At 55.9% G+C, this 18131-nt stretch carries 13 protein-coding genes and 3 pseudogenes; 7 read left to right on the top strand and 9 right to left on the bottom strand.

Going from position 1 to position 18131, the window contains the following annotated elements; genetic code table 11:
* Window positions 1-593: 593 nt before the first annotated feature.
* Complete coding sequence (locus tag ACJMK0_RS19105) at window positions 594-734, top strand: integrase core domain-containing protein (RefSeq protein ID WP_405240865.1); 141 nt, start codon at window positions 594-596, stop codon at window positions 732-734.
* 538 nt (window positions 735-1272) lie between these two features.
* Here ACJMK0_RS19105 and ACJMK0_RS19100 read toward each other — a convergent pair.
* On the bottom strand, window positions 1273-2163 hold the full coding sequence (locus tag ACJMK0_RS19100; protein ID WP_405240863.1) for a hypothetical protein: 891 nt from the start codon (window positions 2161-2163) through the stop codon (window positions 1273-1275).
* Between the two features lie 1061 nt (window positions 2164-3224).
* Between ACJMK0_RS19100 and ACJMK0_RS19095 the strand changes: the two genes are divergently transcribed.
* Both ACJMK0_RS19095 and ACJMK0_RS19090 read left to right on the top strand, forming a co-directional pair.
* A complete protein-coding gene (locus tag ACJMK0_RS19095) occupies window positions 3225-4379 on the top strand; it encodes a polysaccharide lyase (protein WP_405240861.1) in 1155 nt (384 codons plus the stop codon).
* A 255-nt stretch (window positions 4380-4634) separates the two neighbouring features.
* Window positions 4635-5111 carry a tetratricopeptide repeat protein gene (locus ACJMK0_RS19090; RefSeq protein ID WP_405240859.1) on the top strand — a complete coding sequence of 159 codons (477 nt, stop codon included), beginning with the start codon at window positions 4635-4637 and terminating at the stop codon, window positions 5109-5111.
* A 389-nt stretch (window positions 5112-5500) separates the two neighbouring features.
* On the opposite strand, the pseudogene ACJMK0_RS19085 reads toward ACJMK0_RS19090, so the two are convergent.
* Window positions 5501-5706 (bottom strand): annotated as a pseudogene (locus ACJMK0_RS19085) (integrase core domain-containing protein); the annotation flags it as partial.
* Window positions 5707-5781: 75 nt separating this feature from the next.
* On the opposite strand from ACJMK0_RS19085, the gene tnpA reads away from it, so the two are divergent.
* The 3 genes from tnpA to tnpC are packed head-to-tail and all read left to right on the top strand — an operon-like array spanning window position 5782 to window position 8075.
* A complete protein-coding gene (gene tnpA / locus ACJMK0_RS19080) occupies window positions 5782-6117 on the top strand; it encodes an IS66 family insertion sequence element accessory protein TnpA (RefSeq protein WP_405240857.1) in 336 nt (111 codons plus the stop codon).
* Complete coding sequence (gene tnpB / locus ACJMK0_RS19075; RefSeq protein WP_405240855.1) at window positions 6051-6470, top strand: IS66 family insertion sequence element accessory protein TnpB; 420 nt, start codon at window positions 6051-6053, stop codon at window positions 6468-6470. The genes tnpA and tnpB overlap by 67 nt, the downstream gene beginning before the upstream one ends.
* Window positions 6471-8075 (top strand): IS66 family transposase, encoded by a 1605-nt coding sequence (tnpC, locus tag ACJMK0_RS19070; protein ID WP_405240853.1) that lies wholly within the window; start codon window positions 6471-6473, stop codon window positions 8073-8075.
* 133 nt (window positions 8076-8208) lie between these two features.
* Here the strand turns inward: tnpC and ACJMK0_RS19065 are convergent, their stop codons facing one another.
* From ACJMK0_RS19065 to ACJMK0_RS19050, 4 genes and pseudogenes are all read right to left on the bottom strand, one after another.
* Window positions 8209-8502: a hypothetical protein gene (locus ACJMK0_RS19065; protein WP_405240851.1), complete on the bottom strand. Its 294-nt coding sequence runs from the start codon at window positions 8500-8502 to the stop codon at window positions 8209-8211.
* Window positions 8503-8655: 153 nt separating this feature from the next.
* Window positions 8656-9153 (bottom strand): hypothetical protein, encoded by a 498-nt coding sequence (locus tag ACJMK0_RS19060; RefSeq protein WP_405240849.1) that lies wholly within the window; start codon window positions 9151-9153, stop codon window positions 8656-8658.
* Window positions 9154-9265: 112 nt separating this feature from the next.
* Window positions 9266-9469: pseudogene (locus tag ACJMK0_RS19055) on the bottom strand (transposase); the annotation flags it as partial.
* A gap of 288 nt (window positions 9470-9757) precedes the next feature.
* Window positions 9758-11905: a heparinase II/III family protein gene (locus ACJMK0_RS19050; RefSeq protein WP_405240845.1), complete on the bottom strand. Its 2148-nt coding sequence runs from the start codon at window positions 11903-11905 to the stop codon at window positions 9758-9760.
* Between the two features lie 827 nt (window positions 11906-12732).
* On the opposite strand from ACJMK0_RS19050, the pseudogene ACJMK0_RS19045 reads away from it, so the two are divergent.
* A pseudogene (locus ACJMK0_RS19045) lies at window positions 12733-13843 on the top strand (IS3 family transposase).
* Window positions 13844-14310: 467 nt separating this feature from the next.
* On the opposite strand, the gene ACJMK0_RS19040 reads toward ACJMK0_RS19045, so the two are convergent.
* The 3 genes from ACJMK0_RS19040 to ACJMK0_RS19030 form a co-directional block, all read right to left on the bottom strand.
* Window positions 14311-14928, bottom strand: a complete 618-nt coding sequence (locus ACJMK0_RS19040; RefSeq protein WP_405240843.1) for an O-methyltransferase — start codon at window positions 14926-14928, stop codon at window positions 14311-14313.
* A 78-nt stretch (window positions 14929-15006) separates the two neighbouring features.
* A complete protein-coding gene (locus tag ACJMK0_RS19035) occupies window positions 15007-16278 on the bottom strand; it encodes a Glu/Leu/Phe/Val dehydrogenase dimerization domain-containing protein (protein WP_405240841.1) in 1272 nt (423 codons plus the stop codon).
* Window positions 16263-17951 carry an asparagine synthase-related protein gene (locus tag ACJMK0_RS19030; protein ID WP_405240839.1) on the bottom strand — a complete coding sequence of 563 codons (1689 nt, stop codon included), beginning with the start codon at window positions 17949-17951 and terminating at the stop codon, window positions 16263-16265. The genes ACJMK0_RS19035 and ACJMK0_RS19030 overlap by 16 nt, the downstream gene beginning before the upstream one ends.
* Between the last annotated feature and the right edge of the window lie 180 nt (window positions 17952-18131).

The following is an 18131-nucleotide window of genomic DNA, read 5'->3' as shown; positions in this document are numbered from 1 at the left end:
AGCGCCCCTCTGGCGCCGCGCTCCGAAATCAGCCGATCAAGCAATTCGCGGTCGATCCCGTCGTCTCTTCTCTTCGCCATATCTCTGTCTCCTCAAAAGAGTCTCTCGAGTATGGCTCACGAACACAGAATTTCTTACAGGCTCGGCCGAGCGTTAATCCCGGTACGGCTATCCAACGCACCACGACATACTCCGGATCGAGGGCGATGTGGTCAACTGGAAGCGCACCTGTCGGGTCTCCAATAAGGAAGGTCTGCAGGTTTGTACCAAGGAGAGAAAGAAAATCACCCCGCTGATGCTATCGATGCTGGCCCCCGCACGGGGTCAACGATCGCTGGTCAATGGACTTCATCTCCCGATCAGCTAGCTATTGGCCGACGGATGCGTGTTCTCAACATCATCGATGACTTCTCCCGGGACTGCATACTGCAGATCGTTGATTTGTCGATCTCAGGCCAGCGCCTTGCTCGAGAGTTTGATCAGCTGTCTCGCTAGAGCCCTGCTCCTATCGTTTTGACAACGGGTAGGAGTTCATCTCCACAGCGGTGTTCTTCTGGAGTCAGTGCAGTGGCGTGTGGAGTCAGTGCAGTGGCGTGAAACTGCACTTCATCCAGCTAGGCACGCCGACACAGAACGCCTTCGCCGAGAGCTTCAAAGGCAAGTTCCACGAGTATTGTCTGGACCTGATCTGGTTCGCCAGTCTGGACGATGCTAGAGCGGCCATTAAGGACTGAAGAAGGTACTTAAGCCACCTCAAGCCGCGCCGATCACTGGGTAGCAAGCCCCGTGCTGTGTTTTCTAGCATACCTGCCCGATATCCTTAATCAGCCACATCAGGCATGACTTAGGTCACGGGGTACGGTTAACTCCCATAGCGCAAGATAATATCCGGACATATGGCTTTTTGTTTCGGTGCCGATGCCCACTCGAGCTTAACTCGCATTTTGTAGTGAGTATCTGAGCAACACGTCTGTTGCAGATCTACTGCAATATCAATCAACGGCCGGATGACGACATGTAGCGCAGAGTGAAGTCGATTGTCTTCTTCGCCCCCTTTCTGGATAACAACGACGTCATACAATTGTTCCGCCCATTCAGGGGTGCTTGCGGTTCCGTTATAAAGACGTTCGTTACTCATATCGGCATAAGCGCCACGCGAGTGGGATAGTAATCTCTTCGCAGGACGCAGCGTCACAGTGCGTAGACGCGGTGCCGGTAGAGGAACCGAAAGACATTCCTATGGGTTACTTAGTCTGCTTCATATATAACAAGTTAATTGGCGCCGAAGTCCTTCGGGGCCTCCGGGGTAGACTGCTCAGGGGCTTCCGCCCCGGCATGCTTATACACGTATACCTTTGGATCATTACCAGTGCCGCGACCAACAACGTACATAATCACGCCACCATGAGCATCGATCGGCGCAACGAAGGCCTCGGGAGCACCACTTTGGTTAAGTGGTACTTTTGTTCCCAAAGAAGTCCACACATCGTCTTCCACATCATAGTCGTAAAATCTGTTCGTATACGGATCAGCGACTACGAATCTGTCAGTCCGGAAATCGTAGGTAGTGAATCGTCCGTTGTTGCCACAGCAACCGAGTGATATCGGTGGTGGGCGCAAAGCTTCAATACTGTCGTTTGCATTTAGCCGCCAGTGTTTTGAGGAGCCGTTTCCATCATGCAACCATACGATGCCGCTGGTGCGATGATAACCGGCCCAAAAATGATAACCAGCGTTGAATCCGCCGAACTCTGATGCCGGAGCGAGCTGCGACCAATTGGCTTCGTCTTTACGCCAAATCGTCACTCCACTCTCTGAACTGTCGCCAAAACGCAGGTAACCGTTCCGCCGAATGTCCCAAGTACTTCCGGAAGCGCAGGTCTGTGCATTACAGCTAATGATGGGATTGTCGCCAACCTTCGTCCAACTACCATCTATTCCATTACGACGCCACAGACCGTTGCTGTTATAGACGCTGACGTAGACGTCGCCGGTTGTTGGATCGATGGATGTGAGGTCGTAACCGTGGCCACCGTTGGGTAGTCCCGTCGTCGTCTGGTCTTCAAGAGACCAACTATTCGAGCCCTCATCGTATTTGATAAGTACATAATTCTCCGGGTAGCATCCTCCGGTGACTGTACCCGAATGTGGGCCGGTCGCCACGAATATGGCCTGCCTTGCAGGGTCGTATACACCTTCTCCCCCGTATTCGAGATGATTCTCGTTGGGGCACAATCCGCTACCAGGCGGCTGTATTAGACTCCAATCGAGTCCGTCGGTAGTGAGTTCGCACCAATCGCCGGGTTGAAGGCCGTTGGCGGCAGACTGGAGTGCTGTCTCTCCTTGGCCGGGGATTGCACACGACGCCGCGCCCGCGAGACTTGAGCCGAATAAGCTGCCTAGTAAGACGCAACCAAACCAAATGACTGCGACGAGGCTCGGCCCTACGGAGCCCATCTCTGTAGTCTGTTTACACATACTTCTGTCCTTCTATAGAGCTTCAAGCTATGACGCATTTTCCCTGCGGATAGATCAGCTATGTTTCGTAAACGACTGAATCGGTACTTTGATTATCCACTTGCCATGCGTCGCAGGCGACTTTTGGCTACCCAGTAGCATCGTCGTCTCGCCGGCCGCTTCTGTCCATGATAGGTTGGGATTCAGGCCGGAGGAAGATCCCAGCTCATACCGCCTCTGAAACTGCCCAGAGCCCGTGATGGTTCCTTCACCGACTTGGCTACATCGCACAAAGAGCATAACACTGGTTTTTTGCAAGATCCGGTTGAGGAACGATCACAGACTCGCACTTCGAAAGAGCCCCCCGTCGACGCTACCCACGAATGAAGCTATCCCGTAATCCGATAGAGATCCTCTCTCAAGTCCGGCATTCCAATTTTCATCGCTGATCTGCCCAATCTTCCTGTTCAGCAGTTCAGTACTGTCTAGAAATGCCCACTGCCGTTGCGTCGATTTGGGTCAGACCACAAGCATAGTCACAAAGCATATTTCGTAGTGAATTGGAGCTCCAGATTGTGACGTCGGTCACAAATTGCCATTCTGCGAAGGTGTCGCAAGCCAGAGACATCTATATGGCTGGATGAGAAAAGGATACACTTCCTGTCATATCTGCTACGACTTGGCTAGGCCTGCGCAATCCCAGGCAACTTGGAAGAACGGCGCGTGAGCGCGGACGGCTTCCCCCGTGGAGAATGACATTCGGAGGCGTGAAGAACGTGATTAGTAATCTGGCATCCACGATTAGGTCTTTGATTTTCTTCGCTACTTACGGTCTGCTGGCTTGGGCGAGTGCCGGGGCGGAAGAAGTGTCATACAGTGATTGTCGCGGCGCTGATGAGGCACTGGCGGGATCTGATGGGGTGCTCTACTGCGAGCCATTTGAAACCGCGGACTTCTGGAAAGGGAAAGGATACCTGAAGGACGGCTCTCGAAACTTCTATCCGGCGGAAGAAGACCGATTCACAAAAGTATCAACAGAAACAGATCAGTGCGTCAGCGGGAATTGTATTCGAATCGAAATCCCGCAGTATGAGTGCTGCGGAGTCGCGGTAGCTTGGCCTTTGGAGGAAGCCGGACTGAAGCCTGATAATCTGTATTTTCGGTACTATTTGAAGCTTGGGGACAATTTTGACCCAGCACTGTGCAAATCAGATGGCAGCTCTGCAGGGGATGGAGGTAAGTTCCCGGGTCTTGCCGATCCTAGAGCTTGGCCAGAGGAGCAGTGCGGAAATGGTGGTAATCCGTCAGACGGACTCAATTGCTGGTCGGCGCGGTCCCTCTTCAAGTCCTGCACATTCGCGTGTGAGGAAAATACCCAGGCGAGTACCCGGTTCGGCACCTACGCCTACCATCCATATCAAAACGGTTTGTGGGGCGATCACGCAGTATGGGATGCAGATACCAATAGGCAAAGCGGCAGGACTTGCGAAGTAACTCATAATCAGGATCAAAACTGCCCCACGGACAAGATCGTCGCGTGTGATTCTGGTCCCGACGTGGTTGGTACCTGTGGTTTCGACAATGTAGGTGATTTGGAGAATGGTGTCTGGCATGCGATCGAGATGCAAGTGAGTATGAACACGCCAGGTAAGGATGATGGTGTCCTACGAGGCTGGGTTGACGGGGAGCTGGCGTTCGAGAAGACTAATATGGTCTGGCGCAAGATCGGCCATGACAATCTACATGTGAGGCTGGTATGGCTCAACGTGCATTTCGGGGGCGAGTTTGTCGGGCCATGTTCGCCGGGCGGAACCGAGGTATATATAGATCAGATGGTTGTGGCGACGACCCCGGTAGGTGTTGCCGGCAACTTTCAACCGGCTTTGACGCCAAATCCACCGAACGACCTTATTGCTGACTAACGCTTCGAGCCACCAATCTGTAATTTTGGTATTGGGCGACACTACGATTGTGAGATGAGAAAGCGCCATGTGAGCAGGAGGGTTTTCGGCACGCGGTCGGCCGGACTACGCGTAGTCGGTCCAATATTGCTCTGGTGTCTCTTGGGTGCCAACCCTGTGCTAGGGGGGGGGGACTGCGGCAATCCCTTCGATAATGGGGTGGGGCCGTACGACTACAATGATCAGAAGGCTCGCGAAGACCGCGCTAAGATCCCGATGGTGGAGGCGTACCATTTCACGGCGAAGGTTGAGCGCCTTGAGAGTGGGCAGTCTCAAACAGATCCGGCAGGGGATTTGGATTACACGCTGCGTGCGGTCCCAAACCACCATCGCGCACTTTATGCTATCTCACGCTACGAGCTGACCCATGGCGTTTCAAGATGGAACACGGCCCGATGCTATTTTGAGCGCGCACTTGCGTTCAGGCCAAACGATCCAGTGGTTCGAATGCTTTTTGGCTTGCACTTTGCGATTCGTGATGCGCATAGTGCGGCCGTAAAAGAGTACCGCCAAGCAGAATCATTGATGCCGGAAAATGCGGAGCTACAATACAATCTCGGATTAAGTCTCTTTGAACTCGGAGACTACCGAGCCGCGCGTGAATCCGCAAAGCTAGCTTACAAAAACGGCTACCCTCTTCCCGGCCTCAAAAAGAGGCTGGAGGCAGTAGGGTATGGTTGGAATTTGGAGTGACCCGATTTTTTGCATACAGTCCTGATTCACAGTGAAGCCGCCTCGAAGGTCTGCGTGCCGTAAGCTTCCTATATGGACTCCCGCCTAGAAGCAACGCGTGCGCCGACCGATAGAACAGAATCGCCGCGGTCATATATCCGGCCTATTATTGGAGACTAAACGCCGGCCCTGATGGCATATTCGCCGCTGAAGCCCTCATCACCGTCTCGGCGTCGAAGCGCCGGGAAGCTTATCAGGTTCACTTTAGCCCGGTCCGATCTGGTTATCCATCAGGCACGCGTCGCAACTGACCGTCCGTGAAGTAAGCCACGTCTGATGTGGGAGATTGAGCATATCAGGCAGCTTCACAAGCGAACACGGCAGGGAGCAGGGGGCTTACTGCCTAGTGATCAATGCGGTCTGACGTGGTTGTATTGTCTTCTCCCGTCCTCGATGGTCCCCCTGGCATCGTCCAGACTGGCGAACCAGATCAGGTCCAGACAATACTCGCGGAACTTGCCTTTGAAGCTCTCGATGAACGCGTTCTGTGTCGGTTTACCTGGCTGGATGAAGTGCAGCTTCACGCCGCTGCGCTGACTCCGAAGAACATTGCTTTGTAAGCGGTGCGTTAACGGCACCCTTTTCGGCTGATTCGTGATCGATCACGCTCCTGCTTTGTCTAAAGGAGCCGATGATGAGCGACACACCGATCACCGAACGCCAACAGTACTGGCTGGATCACATCCAGGCGGCTGAGGCCTTCGACGGCAGCATTGCCGACTACGCCCGGTCCGAGGGCCTGAAGTCCAAAGAGCTCTATTCCTGGAAGGGCATCCTGGCGCGCCGTGGTTTACTCAGTGTTCCTGCTGCTGGTGAGGCCAGCGGCGGCTTTGTCCGCGTCATCGCGCCGTCCCGTCCCCTAGGCATGAGCCTGGTGCTTCCGAACGGCGTGCGCGTGGAATGGCACGGCGATCTCGGGCCCGAGCAGCTCGAGGCGCTGGTCCTCACGGCGAGCCGCCTGCAATGATCCGCCCCTCAGGGGATGTCCGCATCCACCTGCACCGGCAACCTGTCGACATGAGGAAGGCCATTAACGGCCTGGTTTCGATTGTCGAGGGTGAGATGGGCCGGGATCCCTTCAGTGCCGATCTCTACATCTTCTGCAACCGGGCCCGGACGCTGGTCAAGATGGTCGCCTGGGAAGGCAACGGCTTCGTGCTGTGGATGAAGCGCCTCGAGAAGTCCCGCTTCAAGTGGCCCTTGTCAGGATCCGACTCGGTGTTGAAATTGACAGTACAGGAGATCAACTGGTTGCTCGACGGCTACCCGCTGACGGTGACTCAGGCCAACGGATCCCTGCTGCATCACCGGGTACTGTAGATGGACCAGCGACAAATCGACAACGAGACGAAGGGGTACACGGCAGGATTGCCGACAAGCGTCGCCGAGCTCCGCCAGTTGGTTATCGAGCAGCAGCAGAAGCTCGAGCAACAGTCGCTGTTCATCGACCAGCTCCTGGAGCAGATCCGGCTGGCCCGGCACCAGCACTTCGGCACGCGCAGCGAGCGCTTCTCGATCGACCAGCTGGCACTGGCGTTCAACGAGGCCGAGGCGGCGGCTAGAGAAAGCGATGATCCCGACACTGAACAACCCGATCTCCTCGGCACCGTGGCGGTGCCGGCCCATCGGCGCGCCAAGGGCGCCCGCCGACCGCTGCCGAAGGCGTTCCCCAGGGTCGAGATCGTCCACGAGATCGACGAGGTCGGCTGGCAGTGCGGCGAGTGCCAGTCCGAGCTGACCGCGATCAGCGAGAAGGTCACCGAGCAGCTCGATATTCAGCCGGCCCGGGTGCAGGTCCTGCGTCACGTTCGCAAGACCTACGCCTGCAAGGCCTGTGACGGCAAGCCGGTGACAGCGCCCATGCCCAACCAGCCGATCCCGCGGAGCCTGGCCTCGCCGGGGACGCTCGCGCATGTCGCGGTCGCCAAGTACGTCGACGGCCTGCCGCTCTACCGGCAGGAGAAGAAGCTCGCCCGGATCGGCGTTACGCTGCCGCGATCGACGCTGGCGCACTGGATGGTGAAGGCGGGCGAACTCGTGCAGCCGCTGATCAACCTGCTTCGAGAGCGGCTACTGGCCTACGACATCGTCGCCATGGACGAGACCCGGCTGCAGGTGCTGAAAGAACCCGGAAAACCGGCGGAAAGCCAGTCCTACCTCTGGGTACAGCGCGGCGGGCCGCCGGACCACCCGATCCTGCTCTACGACTACGACCCGTCGCGATCACAACGCGTGCCGATCCGCTTGTTGGAAGGCTTCTCCAGCTATCTGCTGACCGACGGCTACGAGGCTTACGGCAAGGTCTGCGCCGAGTACGGCCTGACCGCGGTCGGCTGCTGGGCGCACGTCCGGCGCAAGTTTGACGAGGCGATCAAAGCCCAGGGACTGCTCGGCCCGGAGAAGCGCAAGGCCTCGCTGGCCGGCGTGGCCATGGCGAAGATCCAGCAACTGTACCGGATCGAGCGGGAGACCAAGGTCTTGTCCGCCGAAGAACGGCAGCGGGTCCGCCAAGAGCGAGCCGAGCCCTTGCTCGAGGACATCCGGACCTGGCTAGACGAGCATCTGCCGATCGTGCCGCCGCGCTCGGCGCTCGGCAAGGCGATGAACTACGCCCACAAACAGTGGCCAAAGCTCATCGTCTACGTCGAGGACGGGCGCCTGCGGATCGACAACAACCTGACCGAGAACGCGATCCGGCCGTTCGTCATTGGCCGCAAGAACTTCCTGTTCTGCGACACCGTAGCCGGCGCCAACGCGAGTGCGAATCTCTACAGTCTGATAGAGACGGCCAAGGCTAATGGCATCGAACCCTACGGATATCTACGGACAGTGTTCACCGAGTTGCCGCAGGCGACATCGGTCGAAGAGATCGAAGCCTTGCTGCCCGTCCCGAATGACACCGTTGACTCGGCACAGGTATCATGATCCGAGCCGCGCAGCACCGACACCTGCCGTCAATGCAACGGATACGGAATAAAGACCGGTTTGCAGAGCTGTGCGTAATGCAGAAGTGGCGTGACGCTTCGGCAGGAGGCTAACTGGCGGGCAGGCGGATTGGTTAATTGGCTTCGATCCAGTCCGAGATAAGCGGAGCGATCTTACCGTTGCCTAGATTGGAGAGTATTTCTTCGGCGCGCCGTTCGGCCTGATCGTATGTATCTTGACCGAACTGACGTAGGATGAAGTCGTCGACCGATTCTCCGACGCCACACTCTGTAGAGAACTGGCAGAACTGCTGCATTCGGTAGCCGTTGGGACCGCAGTCGGCGCCCAGATGACATCCTGCGAGCATCCAAGCAGCGCCGTCAATCGCCGATTCGGGATCGTCGGGCTTAACGGCAGCGGCAGACATGTCGAAAATCACGTCCGCGGTGGCGGAGCTGAGAGCTGAGGCCAGTAACGGTGCTACAGTCTCCCGCGGCTCTCCATTGGCTAGGCGATTTAATGCAACCTCTAACTGAGCATACGGATGGCCGCTTTCCGCGGCATCCGCAAGGAATCGCTCCTAATCTAAAAAATCCGATGTGTGGGCGTGGAGTTCGCTGCAACGGGCCCAGGTTCTTCTCAATCTCTCGATGGTTGCCGGAGAAGGTGCCTTCAGGCGAGACAAGACTTCCTCGAAGGAATCGCTTGAAAATAAATAGTGGTGCGGTCTGCACGCCTCCATCAGCCGCCAGACCAGAAACTGGCTATCCGGATCTCCGTCAGTTGCGGCAGGATATTGTTCCGCGACGAATGGATAATAACTTTCGTCACTCCTTGAAATCCGTATCGCAGCGTTGATACTGCTTTGGTCTCCAATATTGCTGTTGTCAGTCGGTAGGGAGGGCGCCGCGTCGGGCGCTGCCATTGCTTTGGAGGTGAACTCCGGCCCTTCAGCGGGCGTCAGGTGGCCGAGCGACTGAATCCGGCCAGCCGGCAAGCTCGACGTTCGCTGAAGCGGCGACTCTTCAGGTGTTCCACGGCCCGGCGCCGCTGCGCAGCCGTCACCATTTTCCCTCAAGGAGCTCCGTCAGCCCTGCCTTGTCGAGCTCCGCCTCGGGCAGGAGCTTCTTCGTAAGCGCTCAATAAACCCCACCCTGTTCACCCGAAGATAGCTCCGTCATCGTCATCCGCTTCTTCAGCCGTGCGGTCTCCTGCTCGAGCTGGCGCAGCCGCTTGGCTTCGGACACTTCCATGCCGCCGTACTTCGACTTCCAGCGGTAGACGATGTTCTCGGCCACTCCGTGGCGCCTGGCGATATCAGGTACTGAGGCCCCGGCCTCATGCTCCTTCAGTATCGAGATGATCTGTTCTTCGGTATAGCGCTTTCGCTTCATCGCGGGACCTCCCTTGGGTCAAAATACAGGGAAATCCCACATCACGCATGACTCGAATTACGGGGATACGGTCAACTCCTATCTGCACGTAGAATAGGCCTGAAGTGTCCGTCGAACCTAAGTCAGTCCATAAAATCGGCGAGAAGTGTTCGTCAAATTAGGTTCGTCCATCTCAAGTTTCAGTTTGGTCCGAAACTCACGCAGCAGGTTATCCAGCTCGATGATCCATAGCTAGCAGCGCTGAGAATAACGAGCATCCATCAACTCCGGTCGGCACAGCTTACCCTGTCAATGCGAGAAATAGGCGAAATGCAGCCATGCCGCCGCGGTGAGCCAAACCAGGAGTGATCCGAACCGTGCAGCTGCTCTCCATTCAACACGGACAAATAGGCCGACGCCCAAAACTAATATGCTATTGACGATGGCTAGCCCCAACAGAATCTTCATCGCGCGAATGCGCCAAGGCAACAGATAGCGATGCCTATCGTACTTCTTCTCCAGAGAAGTCAACTGCTCGACCATCCCGTTCAGGGACTCGTTTCCCTCTCCCCTGCGCACCACGGAGCGGGCAATTGTGCTAGTGCCCTCATGACTGACGACCAGTTCTCCTAAACGGTAGTCAAGGATCTTCGGTCCGTGACCTGTGCGGTATCGGAGCGTCCAATTCGCCATATCCCCCCACTCGAACGCATCTACCACCGGGACATCAGGCTCTGTGCATCCAGTTTGCCAAGACATCACCATCCACGATCCTGGGGGCATTTCAGAAGTCATGGCGTTAGTCGCGAAGATCGCGTTGCGTATCGACACCCAACCGGCATAGGGGGAAGCGCTGCCTCTCACCCATTGGCTTGTGACGTCCGGGCTCCGCAAAATCGTCAGTTGGAGTCTCGCCGTACTTCGACCGCTAGACATCAAGTATTCGCTGTCTGAGGAGGATGACACTGAGACTTCTGGCATTGTCATCCAAGATGTCTCGGCGATACGCGATGAGGGCTCGGTCGGCGCGTCGATCACCATCCACTTCCCGCACACATCTGTGATTATGAACCTATCGATGGACGGACCGTCTACTAATGTTCGTCGCAGATGTAGGAGTTGAACACTTTTCGTCGATGTCGAGGCTACGACCTCCGTGCTCCTCAAGCTATCGAAACGCTCACCCTCCCATCGGGGCGCATTACTCCCTTCCCATCCAATAGCCCACTCCTGATTCGCCTTACCGTAAGGCCAGTAACCCGTCGCCGACCACCATTCCTCACCTGCGTACCAAAAAAAGACCGCCATTTCGTCCGCATGTTTATGTGCGCCACCGGGGAAGTTCAGCCAAGGGACAAACAGGTGGGCATCGGAAACGAACCATGAGGACCATAGTCCAAGATCCTCATTGAACCAAAGAGGAGGGCTGCGGACCGACAAGGGCGGCTCTCGATTTGATATCCCCCCCGAGTTTCCATAACGGGGTAAACTGCCGTCTGGCCGCGTAATGTGTTCCAGAAAAATTCGGCTATTTGTAAGCTTCGTTCGCCAAACTGTTGGCACCGGTCTGCCAAGTTCCTCAAAGTAAAAAATCGCCTTCTCCACCAGGGCGACGCCAAACTCCTGGTACTCAGAAGAGTGTTCCGGAACTACCCCTTCTGGCGACATGTAGATTTCCATTTGCTCCGCTATCCGTTCCGCCGCGACAGATTCGAACTCTCGAGCCGCAGGAAGTTCTTTGCAGAAAGCGGAAGCGTGCAGAATAGCCAGATTCTGCACCATCCCATGGTTCGTTCGATAGGTGAATTGGGACGGTTTCGCTAGGAGTCTAATTCCTCTGTCTATCCCCTTGAGTACTGACCTAAGCTGATCCGTATCGGAACGATGACGGCTTGCCACCGCATCAAAGAGACGTGTGAGAAAGAGCAACCGCGCCGCGACGGCATGATCGTTCCAGAGAAAGCCCTTTGGAAGCCATCTGCCTTCTTCATATGCGAGAAATGCATTCGCGACACTGACTGCCGCGTCAAGATATTCATCTGTCCCAGAATGCTTGTAAGCTTCCAGGAAAATATCCCCGATCAGGAGGGCTCCGATGCGGAGTTGTAGTGAGGGTGGTCCTTTCTCCAGATCAGCTGCATCAAAAGGGAGCTCAATTTCAAGCGCCGAATAGTCAGGAAGCTCCAGTATTCCTGTAAGCATCCTGTCGGCCGTAGAAATCGCCGAACTTCCGGTAACTCCACCTAGAACACCTAGTCTCGCCGCATTGATTTTCTGACGAATCGAAGCCCTGCCGGCATAGCTTGCGTAACAGTCATCCGCGATTGAATCGCTTAAGCTGACTCTCGGTACGCGGTACTCCATGACGTCAGGTATTATTGCACTGACAGCGACAATGAACGGTAAGATCAGGGCTACGACCGCCAGAGGCCTATATATCCAACTGATGCGTTCCATTGCCTCTACTTCTCGCCAAGCTACGGACTGATCCGAGAGAACTATAACCGAGTCACGATACTCTCACCAACCGAGTTGCATAGAAGTTATTGCAATCTACGAGAGTATCGAGTGGACGGCCCAAAACACGGCGAAAGCCGGGATGTCTCGGGTCCGAAACTGGAATGCAGCAATCCCCTGCACAGACCGATACATCTATATGCTTCCGATGGGGTGCGTGCTCTTCATGGCTACGGGATAAGGCCGATCACCTGATAAAGACAGCCCACCGTATCACACTCGTCGTTGGCTCAGTCTATTAGCATACACATGACCAAGTCGATCAAATCGGTAATGAAATCGGGCAGGTGCATGAGATGATGCCACGCTGTATGGGTGTCCAATTTGCAGTATCTTCTGTAAACTTAAAGCATACCAACTCTCGAACACCAATTCGTTACCGACGCGTTCAATACTTTTCCAATTTACCATGGAAGAGTATCGGGTGGTGTGCATTTCTCGATTGATCTTCTCGCCGTTTCGTCCTTCGAGAGAAGTGTCGGACGGATCAGTCAGTAGGCGGTCTACAACGTTCTGGTTTCACGGCGATCCCTTAGCGCCACACGCGGCACGCGGAATTTTTAGGTACTTTGCGCAATCCCTCAGATTACTTCGTTATTGCCGATTAGCGTAGCGCAGGCCTGTATGCGCTGGAAATGGCCTGATCAAGCGTGATTCGGCACGGTTGACACCTTCGAGTCTCGGGTCCTCAAGAGGGGAGCCCGCTAAATCCAGCCATTTTAACTGAGACTTTCTGGCAGGATTGCACCTTGAGAGGAGATCTTGTCATGAAGCGAAAGAGGTACTCGGTGGAGCAGATCGTTGCTGCTGTGAAGCAGCACGAGCTGGGCACGCCGGCAGCAGAGATCGCCAGGGATCTTGGCATCGCCGAGCAGACGTTTTATCGCTGGAAGAAGGAGTACGGAGGGCTCGAACCGGGCCAGGCGCGTGAGCTAAGGCGGTTGCGCGAGGAAGATGCCACGCTGAAGGAGATCGTGGCGGACCTGAGCCTGTACAAGGCGATGTTGACCGATATCGCGAAAGAACGTGGTGAAGGCACCGCAACGTCGCGAAGCAGTGTTCTACTTGCGCGGTCACTACGGGGTCAGCGAACGGCGGGCGTGTCTCGTCGTCGACCAGCCGAGGTCGGTGGAGTGGTACCAGTCCCGGCGCCCGCCCCAGGACGTGCTGAAGCGCCGCATCAAGGAGCTCGCAGAGGTCCATATTCGGTGCGGCTACAAGCGTATCCACGTGTTACTGCGTCGGGACAGCTGGCCGATCAACCACAAGCGTGTTCATTGCCTCTACTGCGAGCTGGGCCAACAGTTACGCGCTCGTCGACTTCGTGGCCATGTCAGTGCTGCGCATCGATAGCCGCCCAAGCGTCTTGCGCGTCGCCTCAACGAGGCCTGGAGCATGGACTTCATGTCTGATCAGCTGGTCGACGGTCGTCGTATCCGATTGTTGACGGTTGTTGATGTCTGTACCCGTGAGTGCCTGGCCATTGAGGCCGGCCGGGCGTTGCACTCCGAAGATGTCGTTCGGGTGTTGACTGGGATCGCGGCCAGACGCGGTGCACCGCGACAGGTCTACTGCGATAACGGCAGTGAGTTCCAGTCACGGCTGGTCGACCTCTGGGCCTATATGCAGAAGGTGCAGCTTGAGTTCTCGCGGCTAGGCAAGCAGACGGACAACGCGCACATCAAATCATTCAATGGTAGCCTTCGGGACGAGCGCTTGAACGCTCATTGGTTCAACTCACTCGCTGATGCGAAGGAGAAACTAGACACTCGGCGGATTGACTACAACGAGACTCGACCTCACAAGGCTCTCGATCATCGAACGCCCAGGGAATACGGGGCCGAGCCGGCCGATGAAGGCGGGAAATTCTCAGGCTGAATGACTCGGCATCGGGGTGACGTGCAGTGTGGCATCCATTGGTGAACTACCCCGGACCTGACATGGGGCTAAGGCTGCAACGATGAGCGCCCGCATGACGCGCTGGGCGATCTGACACCGATTAAGGCGCGTCAACAAGCAGTCTGAAACTCTAGTTTCGAACTGTCGCCTCGACGTGGACACTTATGCTGGTGCCCGGGATGCATGGGAAATCTGAGACCAGCGGGGTATTTCTTATGGGCGATGAAGCACTCAGATGCTCTCGAATGGGCCTTGAAGCCACGCTGAACAGGAGTCGCCTGCGCCTGTCTTAATGTAAAGTGAACCCCGTGCTGGCCAGGCAATTTTCGTCAGCATGTAGGGCGGTTAGGCAAGTTTTGGAAAACTGAGTTGGCAACGCTTGATTGCGCAAAGTGTTTCTATTTGAAAACGAGAGAGGATTTGGCTAATGCGACGCTGACTAAAGGCTATTGCTCATGTGGCAGATGCACAGCGGCATACTGCGTGTTTTCCCCTTTAAAAGTCGCTTCAACACCGAATTCGTCCTGCCAACGGTCAATTATTTGCCTCTCCGGCGGCCGGTGAGCATCGTCAAGCAGGATTGTGCATCCGCCTGCGAGTGCGTTCCGCATTACCGGGAGCAGTCCGAAGCGGCCGCCAAGGGTTTCCCCAGGCGGGCCATCGCAAATTACTAAATTGAAATCGTGAGGAAAATCATTAGTCTCGCTGTCATACCATTCATAGCCGTTATAACGTCTTAGAGGGGCATGACAGATCATGACGCTATCGATTGAATATTTTTTCAGGCATTTTTGCACATGAGCCAGCCATTCCGGCGAATGTTCTAGTGTCCACAGTTTCTTGCCCTGGGCCTTGGCGACAGCACCGATCAGGATGGTGGACAGGCCTGAACCGCATTCGAGGAACGGACCTGGGGTTCGCAGGGCATAGTCCAGGCAGGCAGAGAGATATTGCCGATCTGCACTCCAAGCCTCATTATTCCAACCATATATTAACCGATCCAGCAAATCGGGCCGGGCGTTTAAGGTGGCTAGCGGATCCCGCATTAGCGCACGTATGGACATTGCGAAGACACTACGCCGATGGAACAAGCGCGCTCTTCGATACATAGTGGAAAGAAGCCACTTGCTCATGTCTGTGCCTTACTGGCGAGACCACTCATCTTGCGTGCTGAGCCACTGACCGGCAAAGTGCCGGGATATGGAGTCTCGAACACGGGTGGGTACGTGGCGCAAGCCTGCGACCCTACAGCATACAGAATATATTCTTTCATGGCGTTTAGCTCGAGTTTCTTGCTCCGTCGCCCGCTCCAAGTTCCGTGCTGCGATAAACTGAGCTAGAAGCGCTGGTGGCGTCTTTTCGTGCCGGCTTTGTTGCAGGAGTGCTCTGACTTTCACCCGGAATAGGCTCTGGATCATAGAAAAACGTGTCTCATTTGATCCCATCAGGTTGCTGGCGAGAACCGTCCCGGAACTCGATAAAAAATCTGGCATTACCAGTATGGAGTCATTCGCGTAAAGGTCTTCGCGCACCTGTGGAGCAATGTAGCAGTTTGATCCGGATGAAATAACCTTGCACTTCAACTCGTCGGAGTTGTGTATGCCGAGCGTCCATTGGCTTGCGCAAGGGCATAGGACGTCGACCGGCAGTGTGAGTAAGGAATCAACAGGAATTGCTTCAGCAGTACTGAAGTGGCGCACGAATTCGTCGCCGTGACGGGCGCGGCACTCCAGCATGGCGTCGACGTTGAGTCCGTCGGCGGAATACAGAGCACCGGCAGTAGTCGATACGGCCACGATTTTGCCTCCGGCGTCAGAAAAGAGCTTGGATGCAGATGCTCCGACTTTGCCAAACCCCTGGACTGCGACGGAAGCCCCTCTGGTGTCCATCCCGAGGCTCGCGAGCGCTTCTTCCGCAACAATGAATACGGTAAGACCCGTCGCAAACCCGGGGCTATCGGTGGCGTCCGTCCAGTTATCGGGGTCTCGATTCGGAGTGGTGAGTCCGGCGCCTCTCAGGATGGACCAGCAGTCCTTCAGGCCCACGCCGAGATCAGGGCCGGGCGTGTACAGTCCGTCGCGTACGAGCCGTCCGACAGATCGGCCGATGTAGTCGAGTACCTCAGCCTTGTGCTCGGGGAACCACGCTGGTGATGAAACGATGCCACCCTTGGCTCCGGTGAAAGGCATGTTCAGAAACGCGAACTTGTACGTCATCGCGCGAGCGAGATCGGCGACCTGTTCCGCGGTTACGTCCGGCAACATGCGGATGCCGCCTACCGCGCGTCGCCATAGCCCTGTCTCGAGTACGATATGTGCCACCGTTCCGAAGCGGGGATGATCGATCTCGAGCCTCAACGGCCAGACAGGCAGATCTTGCGGTCTTTGTGGTTGTGAAGCTAGATCTCGTTCCATGGAATGGACATTCCTTTTTCTTGAAGGCGGCGGAGGAGCATGGCGATCATCAAGAGCTGGCGAGCAACATAGAACTGTTGTGCGTGACCGAAGGCATAGCCTGCCAACCGGGAAGCGGCGAAGTTGCGCCGGAAAACGCCAGAAGTGCCGGAGTCGATCAGTGGTGCCAGCGCAGATGGCAAACGTTTCCAAATCTCCCAGCTGAACGATCCGATCCCGCTATAGCGTGGTTGCAGGTTGTTACTGTGTGGCACATGGGCCACGGCAGGGTACCGACGGGAAAAAAGCGTCTCGTAGAGTCTCGCATTGAAGGGACGATTGTCTGACTCAAGCCGGAGATCTATGAGATCCGTGCATACGAATGGGTGAACGGTCTCCACTCGCGACTGGTTGTAGATATGGTTCGTCGTGTGGCATGTGGATTTCCTATTGAACAGGAGCCACTGGAATGCGGCCTTTTCAGAATCACCGTCCACGCCTCTGAAGTACTCCTCGATCTTATCTCTGACACGGCCACGTATCCGCCCAGCCAGGCTCGGCGTGAAGATGAATGGACCTACGAACTCATAGTTGCGAAGCATACCCTCGCCGATACCAAACTGCCTGATAGCATCTCGGACACCTTCCTCATAGTCGAATCCGCGAATGAGTTCATCTCCCATCAGACCGTCGACAAGTGTACTTTGGAGTCCGAACTTGCGGACGGGGATTTCGGTGACGAACTTCCAGGCGGGGAAACCCCAGGGGGCGAAATAGAAGGGACTTCCCTCGTGAAGATCGAGTACTGATGCGGGCACATCGACGAAGGAGCCTTCGACATTGAGCGCGTCCACTACAGCTCGAGCGGCGTCCTCCTCAGCGGAATCATACTGAACGGTATGTGCGTAGAGGTCCGCGCCTAGCTCGTTGAGCACACATAATAAATACCTGCTGTCGAAACCGCCCGACAGAAAACAGTTCAGCTCTTTTTCGCGGGTGACGACACTTCGGCAACTGTCGGTGACCGCGCTCTCAATCCGCTCTAGAAGTTCCTCTTCCGGGACTTGCCTGGAGTTGATGCGAAAGTCTTTGTAGGGCTTCTGGTTGAGCCCGCTTCTTGATAGACGAGCGCAGTTGGCGGGAGGCAGGCGCTTGAGTCCCTGGATGATCGTGTCGTTCCCAATGACATGATCCAGCAGCAGCCACGAGCTGAAAGCATCCAGATCGAGAGTGGCCGGAACGAGGCCCTCCTTGACCATCTGCCAGGCGTCAGTCCCAAAGACGATGCGATCTGGTCCAGGATAAATGAACACCGGCCGGATCGAGAGGACGTCACTGTAGAGGAAGACCTCGCCCTGACTCCTATTGATGACCACGAGGACGTATTCGCCGAAACTCTCTCGTAGCAGGTCGGAGCAGCCAGTTCGGAGTTCTGCGAGGAGTCGGGCCAGCAGTTCAGTCTGGCGTGGGACATCTCGGTGGAATATCTTGCCGATGACACCTATGGTCCAGTCATCTGACGCGAATAGCGAGTCGGCCGCTTCTTGCGAGCTCCGGGCGGTAAAGCGGACTGCTAGCTCATTCGTCGAGACTATCTCGGAAAACCCGGTGACCGTCGAGTCCACAGGCGCCGGCCAGACGATCTCTCGACCGGGAGGATCCGCCGCGTCAATGATGCCAAATACCGATTTCATCGCTTGAGAATAAGGGCCAGGGCCGGCGCTCGATCGTTGAAATCATACAGGGCCCGATATGATGTGAATAGAGAAATTGGAGTTCGGGCATCCAATGCGCATCGAGAGAATCTTCATGTGTCAAATGGCGAACCGCGTTAGCCCGAAGACAGGTAGCTAGTGGGATAGTGTTCGATCGGT

Origin of the sequence: Lentisalinibacter orientalis, assembly GCF_040706535.1 — a bacterium.
GTDB lineage: Bacteria > Pseudomonadota > Gammaproteobacteria > Steroidobacterales > Woeseiaceae > Lentisalinibacter > Lentisalinibacter orientalis.
This window is presented reverse-complemented; position numbering and strand designations above follow the sequence as displayed.